Consider the following 17888-nt stretch of genomic DNA (forward strand, 5'->3'; position numbering starts at 1 on the left):
GGCTTACCGGTGGGTAGGGGATTGGCGCCGCATGACTACTCAACGGCCTTTTGGCGAAGGGTTTTTGACAAGTGTTGAAGTGTGCGGGCGGCTGCTCCGATGAGCGGTGGGGGTGTGGCCGGGGAGGTTGGTGAGGGGGGCCTCGCGGGGAACGGGTCACCAGATCGCAACCTTGCGGACCTGTTGCCGTAGGTCATGCCCAGGTCAGAATCTACGCGCGTTGTCCACTTCGTCGAGGAGACCGAGAGATGCCGTTGAACCGCCGGAAGTTCCTGAAGAAGTCCGCCGCCACCGGAGCGGGTGTGGCGATCGCCGGCGCGGCGGCGGCTCCGGCGGCCGAGGCGGCGCAGGACCACCGGCCCGGGAGGCCCGGGCATCCCGTGAAGCGGTACTCGCTGACCGTCATGGGCACCACCGACCTGCACGGTCACGTCTTCAACTGGGACTACTTCAAGGACGCGGAGTACTCCGACAAGGCGGGCAACGCGATGGGGCTCGCCCGGATCGCCACCCTGGTGAAGCAGGTGCGCGAGGAGAAGGGCCGGCGCAACACGCTGCTGCTGGACGCCGGTGACACCATCCAGGGCACCCCGCTGACCTACTACTACGCCAAGGTCGACCCGATCACCGCCAAGGGCGGGCCGGTGCATCCGATGGCGCGGGCGATGAACGCGATCGGGTACGACGCCGCGGCCCTCGGCAACCACGAGTTCAACTACGGCATCGAGACGCTGCGCAGGTTCGAGGACCAGCTGGACTTCCCGCTGCTCGGCGCGAACGCGGTGGACGCCACGACGCTGCGGCCGGCCTTCCCGCCGTACTTCATGAAGACCTTCCACGTGCCCGGGGCCAAGCCGGTCAAGGTCGCCGTCCTCGGTCTGACCAACCCGGGCATCGCGATCTGGGACAAGGCCTACGTCCAGGGGAAGCTGGCGTTCCCGGGGCTGGAGGAGCAGGCCGCGAAGTGGGTGCCGAAGCTGAGGTCGATGGGCGCGGACGTGGTCGTGGTCTCGGCCCATTCGGGCACGTCGGGCACCTCGTCCTACGGTGACCAGGTGCCGTACGTGGAGAACGCGGCGGCCAACGTGGCCCGGCGGGTGCCGGGGATCGACGCGATCCTGGTCGGTCACGCGCACGTGGAGATCCCGGAGCTGAAGGTCGTCAACGAGGAGACCGGCAAGACGGTCGTGCTGTCGGAGCCGCTGTGCTACGCCGAGCGGCTCACCCTGTTCGACATCGAGCTGGAGTTCCGCAAGGGCCGTTGGGAGGTGGAGTCGGTGTCCGCGTCCCTGCGCGACTCCAAGTCCGTCGCCGATGACCCGGAGATCACCAGGCTGCTCGCCGGCCAGCACAAGACGGTCGTCGCGTACGTCAACCAGGTGGTCGGCCGGGCGACGCAGACCCTGACCACGGTCGAGGCCCGCTACAAGGACGCGCCGATCATCGACCTGATCACCAAGGTCCAGGAGGACGTGGTGAAGGCGGCGCTCGCGGGCACCGCGTACGCGTCGCTGCCGGTGCTCGCCCAGGCGTCGCCGTTCTCGCGGACCTCGCAGATCCCGGCCGGCGATGTGACGATCCGGGATCTGTCGAGCCTGTACGTCTACGACAACACGCTGGTCGCGAAGTTGCTGACGGGTGCGCAGGTGCGTGCCTATCTGGAGTACTCGGCGGAGTACTACGTCCAGACGGCTCCCGGTGCCGTGGTCGACGTGGAGAAGCTGACCAACGCGGGTGGGCGTCCGGACTACAACTACGACTATGTGTCGGGTCTGTCGTACGACATCGACATCGCCCAGCCGGCCGGGTCGCGGATCAGGAACCTGACCTTCGGTGGCGCCCCGCTGGACGACGCTCAGCAGTTCGTGCTCGCGGTGAACAACTACCGTGCCAACGGCGGTGGTGCGTTCCCGCACGTCGCTTCCGCCAAGGAGCTGTGGTCGGAGTCGACGGAGATCCGCACCCGGATCGCGGAGTGGGTGACCGCGAAGGGGGTGCTGGACCCGAAGGACTTCGCCTCGGTGGACTGGAAGCTGGTGCGGGGCGGCACGCCGGTGTTCTAGGGCCTGTCGTCAAACTCCCGTCGTTCGCCCGGAGGGCGGGCCTGGCGGCGTCAGGTGCGTGCTCTCGGCGTGCCGGGCCCTGACCCTCGTACTGGGCGTACTTGGGTCTGGGCCCGGTGCGGCGAGAGTGCGTGCATGGCGGCGTCAGGCAGGCGGGAGTTTGACGACAGGGCCTAGGGTCCCGCTTTCTACAGGTCGAGCAGGGACAGGTCGACGGCGTCGGCGATGGCCTTGGCGCCGGCGTCGTTGACGTGCAGGCCGTCGCCGCTGTCGAACTCGGGGCGGATCCGCTCGGGTTCGGCGGGGTCGGCGACGGCGGCGGCGACGTCCACCACCGCGTCGAAGGGGTGGGTGTCGCCGTGCAGCCAGGCGTTGACCTCGCGTCGTACGGCCTGGCCGGCTTCGGTGTCGTAGCCCTCGTAGACCGTGCCCCGGTACGGGCCGATGGTGGAGGCGAGGGCGGTGAGGCCGGCGGCGCGCAGGCGTTCGGCGAGCGTGGTGAGCCCGGCGATGAGGTCGGCGGCGGTGGGGATGGGGGCCGGTTCCGGGTAGGCGAGCTGGCCGGGGGCACCGATGTCGTTGAGGCCGATGTGGATCAGGACGTGGCTGACGCCGGGCACGGCGAGGACGTCGTGGTCGACGCGGGCGAGCAGGTGTGTGCCGACCTCGTCGGTGAGCAGCCGGTTGCCGGAGATGCCCTGGCGGACGATCCAGCCCCGGGTGAGGCGGCGGCTGAGCTGGGCCGGGAAGCTGTTGTCGAGGCCGGGTGTGGTGGCCGCGCCCTCGATCCAGGAGTCGCCGAAGGCGACGGCGATCCGGGTGCCTTCGGGGGCGCGGACGTCGGCGCCGATGCCGAAGTGGCCGGTGGGCACCTCCTCGGCGTCCCGCAGGCGTTCGGCGGTGAGCTGGTCGCCGGGGGCGGCGTGGGAGATGTCGTAGGGCATCAGCGAGTAGGAGGTCGGTCCGGTGTCCCCGGGCAGGTAGAGGGTGACGGTGAGTTCCTGCCCGGCGGTGACGGGGCGTTCGACGGGGTCGCTGACGAGTTCCCCGCCGGCCGGGATCTTGGTGGTCGGGGCGCCGTCGAAGGTGAGGGCGGTGCCGGTGGCGGGGTCGATGCCGTGGCCGGTGGTGCGGGTGGCGAGGTGTGCTCCGCCGATCTCGACGGGTTCCTTGCCGTAGCGGTTGCTGAGGGTGATCCGTACGGCCTCGCCGCCTCCGGCCAGGCGCAGGGACTGTCTGAGGGTCTGGTCGGTGAAGCCGCGTGGTTCGAGGATGTGGAAGGACTCGTCGGGGCGGATGACGGGGCTGCGGTGGGCGGCGATCCAGGTCGTGGTCATGATCGTTCGCAACGCCGTGTCGTGGGCGCTTGTTCCGGCCTGGCGGTCCCGCCCGGTGGGTCTGGTCGGGGGCGGGGCCGGTCAGGGGCCGTCGACCAGTGGGGTGAGCCGCTTGGGCTGCCGGGCCTGTGGCACCCGGTCCGCCGGGTCGTCGAGGCCGAAGGAGGTGAAGGCGGTTCGGGTGGGCAGTGGGTAGGTCTCCTTTGCGGTGAGGGAGTTGAGGATGGTGGCGCTGCGCCAGGCGGCGAGGCCGAGGTCGGGGGCGCCGACGCCGTGGGTGTGCAGTTCGGCGTTCTGGACGTAGACCGAGCCGGTGACCGAGGGGTCGAGGACGAGGCGGAACTCCTCGTCCACGCGAGGGCGTTCGCCGCTGTCGCGGCGGATGTAGGGGTCGAGTCCGGCGAGGAGCCGGCCGAGGGGGCGTTCGCGGTAACCGGTGGCGAGGACGACGGCGTCGGTGGTGAGCCGGGAGCGGGTGCCCTGCTGGAGGTGTTCCAGGTGGAGTTCGATGGCGCTGGTGGCGATCCGGCCGGCGGTGCGGACGCGGACGCCGGGGGTGAGGACGGCGTCGGGCCAGCCGCCGTCGAGGGTGCGCCGGTAGAGCTCGTCGTGGATGGCGGCGAGGGTGTCGGCGTCGATGCCCTTGTACAGCTGCCACTGGGCGGCGACCAGCCGGTCGCGGACGGGTTCGGGGAGTGCGTGGAAGTAGCGGGTGTAGTCGGGGGTGAAGTGTTCCAGGCCCAGTTTGGAGTACTCCATGGGGGCGAACGCTTCGGTGCGGCCGATCCAGTGCAGCCGTTCCCGGCCGGCCGGGCGGTGCCGCAGCAGGTCGAGGAAGACCTCGGCGCCGGACTGTCCGGAGCCGACGACGGTGATGTGTCCGGCGGCGAGGACGGTGTCGCGGTGGCCGAGGTAGTCGGCGGCGTGCAGGACGGGCACGCCGGGGGCGTCGACCAGGGGCTGGAGGGGGTCGGGTACGTAGGGGGCGGTGCCGATGCCGAGGACGATGTTGCGGGTGTACGTGCGGCCCAGGGCCTCGGCTTCGCCCTCGGTGTCGAGCTGGGTGAAGTCGACTTCGAAGACGTCCCGTTCGGGGTTCCAGCGGACGGCGTCGACCTGGTGGCGGAAGCGCAGTCCGGGCAGTTGCCCGGCGACCCAGCGGCAGTAGGCGTCGTATTCGGCGCGTGGGATGTGGAAGCGCTCGGCGAAGTAGAAGGGGAAGAGGCGTTCGTGGTTCCTGAGGTAGCTGAGGAAGCTCCAGGGGCTGGTGGGGTCGGCGAGGGTGACGAGGTCGGCGAGGAACGGCACTTGGAGGGTGGTGCCCTCGATGAGCAGCCCGGGGTGCCAGTCGAAGCCGGGGCGCTGTTCGTAGAAGACGGCGTCGAGTTCGGCGAGCGGGTGGGCGAGGGCGGCGAGGGAGAGGTTGCAGGGGCCGATGCCGATGCCGACCAGGTCGCGTGGGGAGGTCGGTTCCTGGCGTGGGGGGTGGGTCATCCGGGGGTGCTTCCTTCGACGAGTTCGAGCAGGCGGGCCAGGTCGTCCGGCCGGCTTCGGGGGTTGAGGACGGTGGCCTTGAGCCAGAGCCGGCCGTCGAGCCGGGCCCGGCCGAGCACGGCGCGGCCTTGGTGCAGGAGTCTGCGGCGGACGGCGGCCACGGTGTCGTCGGCGGCCGCGGCGGGGCGGAACAGGACGGTGCTGATGACGGGCCGGTCGTAGAGCTCGAAGCCGGGGTGGGCGGCGATCAGGGCGGCGAACTCGTGGGCGCGGGCGCAGACGTGGTCGACCAGGGCGCCGAGGCCGTCGCGGCCCAGTGTTCTGAGGGTGACGGCGATTTTCAGGATGTCGGGGCGGCGGGTGGTGCGCGGGGAGCGGCCGAGCAGGTCGGGGAGTCCGGCCTCGGTGTCGTCGGGGGCGTTCAGGTAGTCGGCGCGCTGGTGGAGGGTGGCCAGTTCGTCCGGGCGGGCCACGGCGAGCAGGCCGGCGGCGGCCGGTTGCCAGCCGAGTTTGTGCAGGTCGAGGGTGACGGTGTGGGCGGTGTCGAGCCCGGCGAGCCGGTCGCGGTGCCGGTCGCTGAACAGCAGGCCGCCGCCGTAGGCCGCGTCGATGTGCAGCCGGGCGCCGTGGGCGGCGCACAGGGCGGCGATCCGGGGCAGAGGGTCGATGAGGCCGGCGTCGGTGGTGCCGGCGGTGGCGGCGACCAGCACGGGGCCGGCAAGTGCGGTGAGGGCTTCGGCGAGGGCGGCCGGGTCGAGGGTGCCGCGAGGTGCCGGGAGGACGACCGGGGCGGGCAGGCCGAGCAGCCAGGCGGCGCGCGGCAGCGAGTGGTGGGCGCCGGCGCAGCAGACGAGGCGCAGGTCGCTGCCGTGCGCCTCGCGGGCGAGCAGCAGGGCCAGTTGGTTGGATTCGGTGCCGCCGGTGGTGACGAGGGCGTCGGCGAGGCCGGCCGTGCGGGCGAGGGCGCGGGTGACGGCGGCTTCCAGGGCGGAGGCGGCCGGGGCCTGGTCCCAGGAGTCCAGGGAGGGGTTGAGGGCGCTCGCGGCGAGGTCGGCGGCGGTGGCCACGGCGAGCGGCGGGCAGTGCAGATGGGCGGCGCACAGGGGGTCGGCGGGGTCGGCGGCGCCCGCGGCGAGGGCCCGTACGAGGGCGTGGAGGGCGTGGGGGTCGCCGGTGTCCGGCAGGGGGTCGCCGAGGGCGGCGGCGACGCGCGCGGTGACGGCGTCGGGGCCGCCGGCGGGCAGCGGGCCGCCGCGCTCGGCGGTGCCGGCGGCGAGCGCGTCGAGCACGGTGGCGAGGAGGGGCCGCAGCGCGTCGGGGCCTTCGGGGCCCGAGGCGAGCGGCGGTGCGCTCAGGGCCGCTTCTGCGGTCATGGGCTCTCCTCCGGGGCATGAAGAACGCCGGGCGGGCCTGCCGGGCCCGGGGGGGGGTGGCGTGTGGGTGGAGTGCCAGCTTGTACCGGAAGAGAGCCCTGTGTCCCCGAAGCCCGGCGAACGGAACCCGAAAGTGTGTACTGCTCTTGCCCCGAAGGGGCCGGTGGGCTAGGGCCGGAAGTCCGGGACGTGGTCGCGGGCCCACTGGTCGAAGGGGCGGGCCGGGGTGCCGGTGAGGTCGGCGACGGTGCCGGTGATCTCCGGGGGGACGCCGACGGACTGTGCGACGGTCTCCAGCAGCCGGCCGAGCATCTGCGGCTGCACGTACGGGAACAGTTCCGGGCCGGCTTCGGCCGGGTCCACCTCCTCGAACGCCAGCTTCCTGCCGAGCGCGTCGCCGATCGCGGCGACCTGTCCGGCGTTGCTGGTCGCCGCGGGTCCGGTGAGCCGGTGCACGGCGCCCTCGTGCCCGTCGTCGAGCAGGACGCGTTCGGCGACGGCGGCGATGTCGTCCTCGTGGATGGGTGCGGAGAGCGCGTCGGCGTAGACGCCGCGGACGGTGTCGCCGCCGGCGCGGACCTGCGGGGCGTACTGGAGCGCGTTGGTGGCGAAGGCGTTGGGCCGCAGGAAGGTCCAGGCGAGGCCGCTGTCGCGGATGTGCCGCTCGGCGGTGGCGTGCATGACGTGGATGGGGTGGGTCTCGTCGGCGCCGTCCCGGAGGAGGCCGCTGGAGAGCAGGACGGCGTGCCGTACGCCGTGGTCGCGGGCGGCGGCGAGCAGCGGGGCGGTGACGGCCTGGGCGTACAGGAAGAGTTTCGTCGCCCCGGTGAACAGGGCGGCGGGGTCGTCGGGGCGGAACGCGACCACCTCGGCCCGCTCGGGCAGGCCGGCCCGGGCGGGGTCGCGGGTCAGTGCCCGGACGGGCGCTCCCGCGGCGAGGAGTCGGTCGACGAGGGCACGGCCGACGTTGCCGGTCGCGCCGGTCACTGCGATCACGGTGCTGCCTCCAGGGCTCGGATGATCACTGACCGTCCGAGCCTAGGAAGATCGGCCCGTGGCCGCATCGTCGGCAGGGACCAGCCGGGCCCTACGTCGTCGGTCGTACGCCCTGCTGTCCGGGCCGCTGTGCCTCGCGGACGCGCAGGGCGCGGGCGAGGTCGTCGAGGCGGTCGGCGAGGGCGCGGCGCAGCGCCGGGGTGAGGTCGTCGGCGCGCAGGCGTTCCTCGCCGAGCCGGAGGTTGTCGGTGTCGACGGCGTGGGCGGGGAAGCACCAGCGGCCGGCCGCGGTGGCGATGGCGGGGCCGCGGCGGGCGGCGACGGCGGCCACGTCGGCGTAGAAGCGGGGCACGTACGGGCGGACCAGGTCGGCCTGTTCGGGCTGCCAGAAGCCCTGGGCGGTGGCGGTGAAGAGGTAGTTGGACAGGTCGTCGCCGGCGAACATGGCGTCCCAGGCGGCGCGTTTGGCCTCCGGGTCGGGCAGCGCGGCGCGGCAGCGGGCGGCGCCCTCCTGGCCGGCGGCGCTCGGGTCGCTCGCCAGCTCGGCGGCGATGGCGGCCTCGTCGGTGGCGCCGAGGACGGCGAGCCGGGCGAGGATGCGCCAGCGCAGTTCGGGGTCGAGTTCGGGGCCGCCGGGCACGGTGCCGTCGGCGAGCCAGGCGGTGATGGTCTCGGGGTGGGCGGCCACGTCGATCAGGTGCCGTACGGCGATCAGCCGCAGGCCGGGGTGGTCGCCGTCCTCGGTGCGGCGCAGCAGGTCGCGGCAGAGGGAGGTGAGGGTGGCCAGGGCGGCCGGCCGGTGGTCCGGGGCGAGGTACTGCCCGGTGAGCTGGCCGGCGGCGAAGGCGAGGACGCCCTGGGCGATGGCGAGGTCGGTCTCGCGGGGCAGGTGGGCGCGGGCCGTCTCCAGGTAGGCGGTGGGTGCCAGGTCGCCGTCGCGTACGGCGTCCCTGAGGGCGTTCCAGACGACCGCGCGGGTGAGCGGGTCGGGCAGTCCGGACAGTGTGGTGCGGAGGGTGGCGAAGGAGGCGGCGTCGAAGCGGATCTTGGCGTAGGTGATGTCGCCGTCGTTGAGGAGGACCAGCGCGGGGCGCTTGCCGATGGGCTGCGGGCCGGTCTGGGGCAGGTCGAGGTCGATGCGCTCGCGCAGCACCAGCCGGCCCTCGTCGGCGAGGGCGTGGTCGTAGAGTCCGACGCCGAGGAGGTGCGGGCGGCTGCCCGCGCGGTCGACGGTCAGGGTGCAGGTGCCGGCGGCGGCGGTGATCGTGGGGACGAGGGTGTCGACGCCGGTGGTGCGCAGCCAGCTGTCGGCCCAGGCGGCCACGTCGCGGTCGGTGGCGGAGGCGAGGGAGTCGATGAAGTCGGCGAGGGTGGCGTTGCCGAACTTGTGCCGGGCGAAGTGGGTGTTGATGCCGGCGAGGAAGTCCTTCTCGCCGAGCCAGGCGGCGAGCTGGCGCAGCGCGGAGGCGCCCTTGGCGTAGGAGATGCCGTCGAAGTTGAGCAGGGCGGAGGCCGTGTCGTCGACGTTGTCGGGGGCGACCGGGTGGGTGGTGGGGCGCTGGTCGGCGTCGTAGCCCCAGGCCTTGCGGGTGACGCCGAACTGGGTCCAGGGGCCGGTGAAGCGGGTGGCCTCGGCGGTGGTCTGGTAGCCCATGTACTCGGCGAAGGACTCGTTGAGCCAGATGTCGTCCCACCACTTGAGGGTGACGAGGTCGCCGAACCACATGTGGGCCATCTCGTGCGCGATGACCATGGCGCGGGACTGCCGTTCGGTGTCGGTGACGGCGGAGCGGTAGACGAACTCGTCGCGGAAGGTGACCAGGCCCGGGTTCTCCATGGCGCCGGCGTTGAACTCGGGGACGAACGCCTGGTCGTAGGAGTCGAAGGGGTAGGGCTCCTCGAACTTCTCGTGGTAGCGGTCGAAGCACGCGCGCGTGACGTCGAGGATCTCGTCGGCGTCGAGGTGGGGGGCGAGGGAGCGGCGGCAGTGGATGCCGAAGGGCAGCCCGCGGTGTTCGGTGCGCACCGAGTGCCAGGGGCCGGCGGCGACGGCGACCAGGTAGGTGGAGATCGGCGGGGTGGGCGCGGCCTGCCAGGCGCCGTCGTCCTGGCGGGTGGTGACGCTGTTGGCGAGGACGGTCCAGGTCTCGGGTGCCTTGACGCGGACGTCGAAGACGGCCTTGAGGTCGGGCTGGTCGAAGGCGGCGAAGACGCGCTGGACGTCGTCCATGAACAGCTGGGTGTAGACGTACGTCTCGCCGTCGCTGGGGTCGGTGAAGCGGTGCATGCCCTCGCCGGTGCGGGAGTAGCGCATGACGGCGTGGACGCGCAGCTCGTGCTCGCCGGCGGTGAGGTGGTGCAGCGGCAGCCGGTTGCCGGTGAGCGAGCCGGTGTCGAGCGGCTGACCGTCGAGCGTGACGCCGCGCAGCTCGGCAGGCTTCAACTCGACGAACGTGTCCCCGTCGAACCGGGCGGTGAACCGGATCGCGGTACGGGAGTCGAAGGTCTCGTCGCCGGTGGTGAGGTCGAGTTCGACCGTGTACCGGTGGACGTCGAGGATCTCTGCTCGGAGCTGCGCTTCGTCGCGCGTGAGTACGGACATAGGGGCCATGCTGCCTGATGCCGTCGGCAGCGCACAGGGGCGGACCGGTACATCGGCGCCGGCCCCCGTGCGCGCCCGGTGCGGCGGCTTGCCCCCGGGCGCCCCGCGGTGTCCGGTCAGTGCTCCGCCGGTGTCTCGTGGGCCGGTTGTCCGGTCTGGGTGTTCTCGGCGATCCGCTCGTGGTGCCGGATCACCTCGGCGATGATGAAGTTCAGGAATTTCTCGGCGAAGGCCGGGTCGAGCTTGGCGTTCTCGGCGAGCAGGCGCAGCCGGGCGATCTGCCGGGCCTCGCGGGAGGGGTCGGCGGGCGGCAGCTGGTGCAGCGCCTTGAGCCGGCCGACCTGCTGGGTGGCCTTGAAACGCTCGGCGAGCATGTGGACGACGGCCGCGTCGATGTTGTCGATGCTGTCGCGCAGCCGCTCCAGTTCCTGGCGGACCTCGGGGTCCACGGCATCGGGGCCGGTGTTGCTGGTGGTCATGGGGGCCCACTTTATGCGGTGGGCGGGCCGCGTCGCCGGGGTGTCCGAGGACTGGATCAGCGGTGGGTCGCCGGGGTCGGGGACGCGGTCGCTCCAGCCGCCGGGCACGGTACGGCCCTGCTGGGCGCGGAAGCGTACGGGGGCGAGGCCGACGCGCCGGGTGAACAGCCGGGAGAAGTAGGCGGGGTCGTCGTAGCCGACGCGGCGGGCGACGGCGGCGACGGGCAGCTCGGTGGCGGCGAGGAGTTCCTTGGCCCGGCCGAGGCGGATGCCGAGCAGGTAGTCCTTGGGGGTGCAGCCGGCCGCCCGGCGGACCGCGCCGCGCAGCTCGGTGGTGGTCATGCCGTGCCGGGCGGCGTGGTCGGCGACGCTCATCGGGGTGCAGGCGTCCCGGGCCAGGGCGGCGAGCACCTGGTCGCCGCCCTGGGCGAGGTCGGCGCGGGCGCGGCGCAGGGCGACGAGGAGTTCGTGCACGGCGGCCGCGGTCTCGGCCTGGAGCAGGGGGTTGCCGGGGCGGGCGGCGCGGGCGATGCGGGCGATGACGGTGCGCGGGCCGGAGGCGTCGGCGAGCGGGGTCACGGGCCGGTCGGGGTCGATGTAGCCGAGTTCGCGGTAGGCGGCCGTGGCGGGTCCGGTGAAGTCCACGAAGCCCTCGTCCCAGCCGGTGCCGGCATCGGGCGCGTAGTGGTGGGGCACGCCGGGGGTGAGCCACAGCAGCGCGGGCGCGGTGACGGTCGTCCGGCGGCCGTCGGCGCCCCGGTACCAGCCGCCGCCGGAGCTGATCACCACGGCCACGTGGTGGTCGAGGGTGCGCGGGCCGACCGGGGGCAGCGCGCCGTGCTGGAGGCCGACGCCGAGGCAGACCAGGCCGAGGCGCTGGTGGGCGGGGGCGGGGCTGAAGAACCGCATCCAGGTCCGGTACATCGGCGCTCCTCCCGGCGGGTTGTGCGGCGCGGTTTTGTCCAAGCAGCGCCGATCTTCGTCCATGGCGCCGGGTGCCGGAAGGGGGCGAGGCTGGACGCGGACGGCGGGAGGCAGCGGCGGGGAGGGCGCTTGAGCGGGTTCACGGTGGGGGAATCGGGGTTCTGGGCGGACGGGCGCCCGGTGCGGCTGCTGTCCGGGGCGCTGCACTACTTCCGGGTGCACGAGGCCCAGTGGGGGCACCGGCTGGCGATGCTGCGGGCGATGGGCCTGAACTGCGTGGAGACGTACGTCCCGTGGAATCTGCACGAGCCGCGCCCGGGGACCTTCCGGGACGTGGGGGCGGTCGGCCGGTTCCTGGACGCGGTCGGCGCGGCGGGCATGTGGGCGATCGTGCGGCCGGGCCCGTACATCTGCGCCGAGTGGGAGAACGGCGGGCTCCCGGCGTGGCTGACGGGCGAGGCGGGCACGCGCGCGCGTACGCGTGACGCGCGCTACCTGGCCCGGGTGCGCGCCTGGTTCGCCCGGCTGCTGCGCGAGATCGTGCCCCGCCAGAGCGACCGGGGCGGCCCGGTGGTCCTGGTCCAGGTGGAGAACGAGTACGGCAGCTACGGCAGCGACACCGGTTATCTGGAGGAGCTGGCCGGTCTGCTGCGCGCCGAGGGGGTCACCGCGGCGCTGTGCACCTCGGACGGTCCGGAGGACCACATGCTGACCGGGGGTTCGCTGCCGGGGGTGCTCGCCACGGTGAATTTCGGCTCCCACGCGCGCGTGGCGTTCGACACGCTGCGCCGGCACCGCCGGGAGGGTCCGCTGATGTGCATGGAGTTCTGGTGCGGCTGGTTCGACCACTGGGGCGGCGGGCACGCCGTACGCGATCCGGCCGAGGCCGCCGGGGCGCTGCGGGAGATCCTGGAGTGCGGGGCGTCGGTGAATCTCTACCTGGCGCACGGCGGCACGAGTTTCGGGGGCTGGGCGGGTGCCAACCGGGGCGGCGCGCTGCACGACGGGCCGCTGGAGCCGGACGTGACCTCCTACGACTACGACGCGCCGGTGGACGAGTACGGCCGCCCCACGGAGAAGTTCCGGCGCTTCCGCGAGGTGCTGGCCGCTTACGTGCCGGGTCCGCTGCCCGGGCTGCTGCCGCCGCCCGCCGTGCTGGGCGCCCCGGCCGAGGCCGCGCTCACCGGCTGGGCGTCCCTGGCGGAGGTGCTCGGGGCGCTGGGCGGGCCGGAGACGCTCACGCCGGTGCCGCCCGTGTTCGAGGAGCTGGGGATCACCCGGGGCCTGGTCCGCTACGCGGTCGAGGTGCCCGGCCCGCGCCGGCCGTACCCGCTGTCCGTGCGCGGGCTGCGCGACCTCGCCGTGGTGTACGTCGACGGGGAGCGGGCCGGGGTGCTCACGGAGGCGGAGCCGCGGCTGGCGGAGCCGGTCGCCGGGCACGCGCGCGTGGAGCTGTGGGTGGAGTCCCTGGGGCGGGTGAACTACGGGCCCCGGCTCGGGGAGCCGAAGGGCATCACCGGCGGCATCCTGCACGAGCGGCAGTATCTGCACGGGGTACGCGCGCGGGGGCTCGATCTGGACGCGTTCGCCGGCGGGGTGGCCGCGGTGCCCTTCGGTGCGCCGCCGGGCAGGCACGCGCCGGGGCTGTACCGGGGCTCGGTCACGGTCCGGGGGGCCGGGGACGCCCGGCTGGAGCTGCCCGGCCGGACCCGCGGGTTCGTCTGGATCAACGGCTTCAACCTGGGCCGTTTCTGGTCGGTGGGACCCCAGCGGTCGCTGTACGTGCCCGGGCCGGTGCTGCGGGAGGGCGAGAACGAGGTGTGGGTGCTGGACCTGGACGAAGGCCGGCCGGACGCGCCGGCTCCGCGGTTGCTGCCGGTGTGAGGGCGGCGGGTGCGGCCTGCCCGACCGGGCACCGGTGCGGCTTGCCTGGCCGGGCGCCGGTGCCGCGCGTCCGGCCGGCCGCCCCCGGCCCCCCGGACAGCCGCCCCCCGGCCCCCTTCGTGCGGGACCGTGCGCCGGGGTCCCTCCCGCCTACAGTGGAGAAAAGTTCCGGCGGCTTCAGGGGGTGCCGACGTGGCCAACGGCGGACCGGTCGAACACGGCTACCCGCACCTGGAGACGGTGCGGGCCGCCGTCACCGCGCTGTACCGGCGGCTGTCCCGGGACACCATCGAGACGTTCTCGGCCAGCGTGGCCCCCGCCGGCGTGGCCTTCTGCGACACGGACGATCTGCATCTGGGCGCGCAGCGGGTGGCCCGGGAGATCGTGCGGCACTTCCGGCTGCCGGACGCGCGGCTGATCGTCGGCTTCCGGGAGATGACCCACGCGGCGAACGTCGAACTGGCGGCGGGCCCCGAGTACTTCGTGGAGCTGAACGACCGGTTCCGCACCCACCGCGCCGACATCGGCGCGGCCCTCGCCCACGAGGTGGCGCACGTCTATCTGCACCGCCTGGACCTCGCCTTCCCCACCACGGCGGAGAACGAGATCCTGACGGACACGGCGACGGCCTACCTGGGCGCGGGGTGGCTGCTGCTGGACGCCTACCGGGAGGACGCGGTCTCCTCCCAGAAGCTGGGTTATCTCACCCCGGAGGAGTTCGGTTACGTCCTGGCCAAGCGGGCGCTGCTGTTCGGCGAGGACCCGTCCCCGTGGTTCACCAGCCCGCAGGCGTACACCGCCTACGTCAAGGGCAGGGACCGGGCCCGCCGGGACGGGCAGCAGCCGCCGCTGACCGCCGCCGGCTGGGCGGGCCGCCGCCGTTACGCCCAGGACCGCCGGCACGCCCGCGACGGCCCGCCGGCCACGCCGTACGCCTTCGCCGCCGACCCCGCCGGCCGGCTCCGGGTCTCCTTCCCCTGCCCCACCTGCCACCAGCGGATCAGGGTGCCGGTACAGGGGCGGGTGCGGGCGCGGTGCGGGTTGTGCCGGACGGTGCTGGAGTGCGACACGTAGCCGTCGAGCCGTATGGGGCGTCCACGTGCCGTACACCCCCCGGCGGCTCCGCCTCCGTCAGCAGTCTCCGCCTGCCGGCGGCCGACAGCCGATGGTGCTGAAGTCGGCGAGGGCGGAGGAGGTGCTGACCGGACTGGCGGGGACCGCGAGGCGCTCGATGAGACCGGGCGGGGGCGCGGACGGGCCTCGGGCGCTCGTCACAGCCGTTCGATGATCGTCACATTGGCCTGGCCGCCGCCCTCGCACATGGTCTGGAGGCCGTACCGGCCGCCGGTGCGCTCCAGTTCGTGCAGCAGGGTCGTCATCAGGCGGGCGCCGGTCGCGCCGAGCGGGTGGCCGAGGGCGATCGCGCCGCCGCTGACGTTGACCTTGTCGGGGTCGGCGCCGGTCTCCTTCAGCCAGGCGAGGACGACCGGGGCGAAGGCCTCGTTGATCTCCACGAGGTCGATGGCGTCGATGCGCAGGCCGGTCTTCCTCAGGGCGTGCGCGGTGGCCGGGATGGGCGCGGTCAGCATGCGGATGGGGTCCCCGCCGCGCGCGGAGAGGTGGTGGACGCGGGCGCGCGGGCGCAGTCCGTGGTCGCGTACGGCGCGCTCGGAGGCGATCAGCAGGGCCGCGGCGCCGTCGGAGACCGGGGAGGAGCAGGCCGCGGTGATGGTGCCGCCGTCGAGGACGGGCCGGAGCGCGGCCATCTTCTCCAGGGAGGTGTCCCGGCGCGGGCCCTCGTCCACGCCGACCCGGCCGTAGGGGACGGTCTCGCGGACGAAGCGGCCGGTGTCGATGGCGCGCAGCGCGCGCCGGTGCGAGCGCAGGGCCCACTCCTCCTGTTCCGCGCGGGAGATGTCCCATTGGGCGGCGATCATCTCGGCGCCGGCGAACTGGTTGACGGGCCGGTCGCCGTAGCGGGCGCGCCAGCCGGTGCTGCCGTGGAAGGGGCCGTCGGTCAGGCCGAGGGGGACGGTCGCCTGCCGGGAGGCGTAGGCGATGGGGACCTGGGACATGTTCTGCACCCCGCCCGCGACCACGAGGTCCTGGGTGCCGGAGAGCACGGCCTGCGCGGCGAAGTGCACCGCCTGCTGGGAGGAGCCGCACTGCCGGTCGACGGTGACGCCGGGCACCTCCTCGGGCAGGCCGGCGGCCAGCCAGCAGGTGCGGGCGATGTTTCCGGCCTGCGGGCCCACCGTGTCCAGGCAGCCGAGGATCACGTCGTCGACGGCGGCCGGGTCGATCCCGGAGCGTTCCATCAGCGCCGTCAGCACTCCGGCGCCGAGGTCGGCCGGGTGGACCGCGCCGAGTCCTCCCCCGCGCCGTCCGACGGGCGTGCGGACCGCTTCGACGATGTAGGCCTCGGCCATGGCAACTCCCTGGGGGAATGGGGCTATTCGCGTACGGCGATCCCGTCCAGCACCATCGACAGGTACTGGCGGGCGATCTCCTCGGGGCTGTGCTTGCCGCCGGGCCGGTACCAGGAGGCGGCGACCCACACGGTGTCCCGGACGAAGCGGTAGGTGAGCCGGAGGTCCAGGTCCGCGCGGAAGACCCGCTCGGCGACCCCGCGTTCGAGGGTGCTGAGCCATGCCTTCTCGAACCGGCGCTGGGACTCGGCGAGAAAGGCGAACCGGTCCTGGGTGACGAGCTGCCGGCTCTCCTTCTGGTAGATCGCGACGGCGGCGCGGTGCCGGTCGATCTCCCGGAAGGACTCGGTGACCAGGGCCTCCAGGGTCTCGCGGGGCCCCAGTCGGGAGGCGAGGACGGTGTCGTAGCCGTCCCACAGCTCGTCCAGGAAGGTCCGCAGGATCTCCTCGAGCATCGACTCCTTGGAGTCGAAGTGGTAGTAGAGGCTGCCCGCGAGGATTCCGGCGTGGTCGGCGATCCTGCGGACGGTGGTGGCGTTGTAGCCGTGCTCGGCGAAGACCTCGGCAGCGGTGCCGAGGAGCTCGCCGCGCCGGGCCGCTGCTGCGGTCACCTGGGGTTTTTTCTTGGTCGGCACGCACCCATTGTGATCTGCTCCGCCCGTCAGCCGTGCCGGCTGCCGACGGCGACGACGTCCAGCCGGCCGTGCGCGGCCTCGGCCGTCTCGAACAGCGCCCGGACCTGGGCGTCGTCGGTGAGGACGGCGGTGCGGCCGCGGAGCGGTCCGTGCCCGGGGACGCAGGCCGGGCTTTCGGCGCCTGTCATAGGGCCACGCTAATCTACCAAACACTTGTTAGGGAAGGGTGGTGACGGCGGTGAACCTGTCGCTGTCCACGGCGGCCGAGGAGTTCCGCGCCGAGGCCGCACGGCGGACTGCGACCTGTCCCTGTGGCCGGCCAAGGCCCGGGCGCCGCGCTCGGCGTGGGGCGCACCTGCGGAGTGCCGGGAGCTGGTGATCGCCCGGGGGCTCTAGGAGGTGGTGGTCAGCAGCCGGGCCAGCGAGGCCCGGGAGCCCTCCAGCCGGGCGATGCGCTCCTCCATGCCCTGCAACTGCTCCACCAGCACCGGGGTCAGGCACGGTTCGACCTCGGCCGCGCCGCCGCACACGCAGTCCAGGACCTCGCGGATGACCCGGGTGGGCAGTCCGGCGTCCAGGAGGGTGCGGATGCGGCGTACGGTCCGCGGGGCGCTGTCGTCGTACACGCGCTGCCCGCCGGGGGTGCGGCCGGCGAGGAGCAGGCCCTGCTCCTCGTAGTACCGCAGCAGCCGGACGCTCACGCCGGTCGCGCGGGCCAGCTCCCCGATCCTCACTGTGAACCCCCTCACATCCCCTTGAAGCTCACATCCATGTCAGCTCCTAGCGTCACAGCCATGACGAACCCGACTGTATTCCGTATCGGTGGCGACCTGGAGGTCCGGCGGATCGGCTACGGCGCGATGCGCCTGGCGAACGCCCCGCACGAGCGCTCCGGCACGACCGCGCCCATCTGGACCGCCCCCACCGACCGCGCCGACGCCGTACGGCTGCTGCGCCGGGCCGCCGAGCTGGGCGTGACCCTCTTCGACACCGCCGACGCCTACGCGCTGGGCAGCAACGAGGAGTTGCTGGCCGAGGCGCTGCACCCGTACCGCGACGGCGTCGTGATCGCCACCAAGGCGGGTGTGCTGCGGCCGAGCCCGACGGAGTGGATCACCCATGGGGACCCGGCGTACTTGCGGCAGCAGGCCGAGCTGAGCCTGCGCCGGCTGCGCACCGACCGCATCGACCTGTTCCAGCTGCACCGCATCGACCCGGACTACCCGCTCGAGGACCAGATCGGCGCCCTCAAGCGGCTTCAGGAGGAGGGGAAGGTACGGCACATCGGGCTGTCGGAGGTGTCGGTGGCGGAGCTGACCGCCGCCTCGGCCATCGCGCCGATCACAAGTGTGCAGAACGTGTACAACCTGGCCACCCGCGGCCACGACCCGGTGATCGACCACACCGCCGAGGCCGGCATCGCCTTCCTGCCGTACTTCCCGGTCGCGATGGGCGCGCACGCGGCCGACGGCGGGCCGCTCGCCGCCGTCGCCGCCGAACTCGGCGCCACCCGCGCGCAGACCGCCCTCGCCTGGCTGCTGCACCGCGCGCCGAACATCGTCCCGATCCCCGGCACCTCCTCCCCCGCCCACCTGGCGGAGAACGTCGCCGCGCTCGGGCTCGCCCTCACCGAGGAGCAGTACTGGCGGATCGACGCGGGCGCGTGACGCCC

General features: G+C 73.4%; 14 protein-coding genes and 1 pseudogene. 4 read left to right on the plus strand and 11 right to left on the minus strand.

The genetic code is table 11. The annotated features are described in order from the left end of the window. The first annotated feature begins 248 nt into the window (after positions 1-248). Positions 249-2063: a bifunctional metallophosphatase/5'-nucleotidase gene (locus IH25_RS0108035; RefSeq protein WP_030605325.1), complete on the plus strand. Its 1815-nt coding sequence runs from the start codon at positions 249-251 to the stop codon at positions 2061-2063. Positions 2064-2251: 188 nt separating this feature from the next. On the opposite strand, the gene IH25_RS0108040 is transcribed toward IH25_RS0108035, so the two are convergent. From IH25_RS0108040 to IH25_RS0108070, 7 genes and pseudogenes are all read right to left on the minus strand, one after another. After that, positions 2252-3400 carry a GDSL-type esterase/lipase family protein gene (locus tag IH25_RS0108040; protein WP_030605328.1) on the minus strand — a complete coding sequence of 383 codons (1149 nt, stop codon included), beginning with the start codon at positions 3398-3400 and terminating at the stop codon, positions 2252-2254. Between the two features lie 81 nt (positions 3401-3481). Then, positions 3482-4894 (minus strand): lysine N(6)-hydroxylase/L-ornithine N(5)-oxygenase family protein, encoded by a 1413-nt coding sequence (locus IH25_RS0108045; protein ID WP_030605332.1) that lies wholly within the window; start codon positions 4892-4894, stop codon positions 3482-3484. Continuing rightward, entirely contained in the window at positions 4891-6249 is a 1359-nt protein-coding gene (locus IH25_RS0108050; protein WP_107058350.1) for a pyridoxal phosphate-dependent decarboxylase family protein, read from the minus strand. Before IH25_RS0108050 ends, IH25_RS0108045 begins: the two co-directional genes overlap by 4 nt. A gap of 186 nt (positions 6250-6435) precedes the next feature. After that, a complete protein-coding gene (locus IH25_RS0108055; protein WP_030605338.1) occupies positions 6436-7263 on the minus strand; it encodes an NAD(P)H-binding protein in 828 nt (275 codons plus the stop codon). 91 nt (positions 7264-7354) lie between these two features. Next, positions 7355-9865 (minus strand): aminopeptidase N, encoded by a 2511-nt coding sequence (pepN, locus tag IH25_RS0108060; protein ID WP_030605340.1) that lies wholly within the window; start codon positions 9863-9865, stop codon positions 7355-7357. A gap of 116 nt (positions 9866-9981) precedes the next feature. After that, entirely contained in the window at positions 9982-10344 is a 363-nt protein-coding gene (locus tag IH25_RS39165) for a chorismate mutase (protein WP_030605637.1), read from the minus strand. Positions 10345-10395: 51 nt separating this feature from the next. After that, positions 10396-11268 (minus strand): annotated as a pseudogene (locus tag IH25_RS0108070) (helix-turn-helix domain-containing protein); the annotation flags it as partial. A 129-nt stretch (positions 11269-11397) separates the two neighbouring features. Here IH25_RS0108070 and IH25_RS0108075 point away from each other — a divergent pair. Both IH25_RS0108075 and IH25_RS0108080 read left to right on the plus strand, forming a co-directional pair. After that, positions 11398-13152: a glycoside hydrolase family 35 protein gene (locus tag IH25_RS0108075; protein ID WP_030605343.1), complete on the plus strand. Its 1755-nt coding sequence runs from the start codon at positions 11398-11400 to the stop codon at positions 13150-13152. 192 nt (positions 13153-13344) lie between these two features. Beyond that, positions 13345-14226, plus strand: coding sequence for a hypothetical protein (locus IH25_RS0108080; RefSeq protein WP_030605345.1), 882 nt, complete (start codon positions 13345-13347; stop codon positions 14224-14226). 197 nt (positions 14227-14423) lie between these two features. On the opposite strand, the gene IH25_RS0108085 is transcribed toward IH25_RS0108080, so the two are convergent. From IH25_RS0108085 to IH25_RS0108100, 4 genes are all read right to left on the minus strand, one after another. After that, on the minus strand, positions 14424-15581 hold the full coding sequence (locus IH25_RS0108085; RefSeq protein WP_030605347.1) for an acetyl-CoA C-acetyltransferase: 1158 nt from the start codon (positions 15579-15581) through the stop codon (positions 14424-14426). A gap of 23 nt (positions 15582-15604) precedes the next feature. Then, positions 15605-16216: a TetR/AcrR family transcriptional regulator gene (locus IH25_RS0108090; RefSeq protein ID WP_030605349.1), complete on the minus strand. Its 612-nt coding sequence runs from the start codon at positions 16214-16216 to the stop codon at positions 15605-15607. 26 nt (positions 16217-16242) lie between these two features. Further along, positions 16243-16404, minus strand: coding sequence for a hypothetical protein (locus tag IH25_RS40575; protein WP_245172729.1), 162 nt, complete (start codon positions 16402-16404; stop codon positions 16243-16245). 204 nt (positions 16405-16608) lie between these two features. Further along, on the minus strand, positions 16609-16950 hold the full coding sequence (locus tag IH25_RS0108100) for a MerR family transcriptional regulator (protein WP_030605351.1): 342 nt from the start codon (positions 16948-16950) through the stop codon (positions 16609-16611). A 60-nt stretch (positions 16951-17010) separates the two neighbouring features. On the opposite strand from IH25_RS0108100, the gene IH25_RS0108105 reads away from it, so the two are divergent. Then, positions 17011-17883, plus strand: a complete 873-nt coding sequence (locus IH25_RS0108105; RefSeq protein WP_030605352.1) for an aldo/keto reductase — start codon at positions 17011-17013, stop codon at positions 17881-17883. The last annotated feature ends 5 nt before the right edge of the window (positions 17884-17888 follow it).

It is taken from the genome of Streptomyces achromogenes subsp. achromogenes (assembly GCF_000720835.1).
Taxonomy (GTDB): Bacteria; Actinomycetota; Actinomycetes; order Streptomycetales; family Streptomycetaceae; genus Streptomyces; species Streptomyces achromogenes.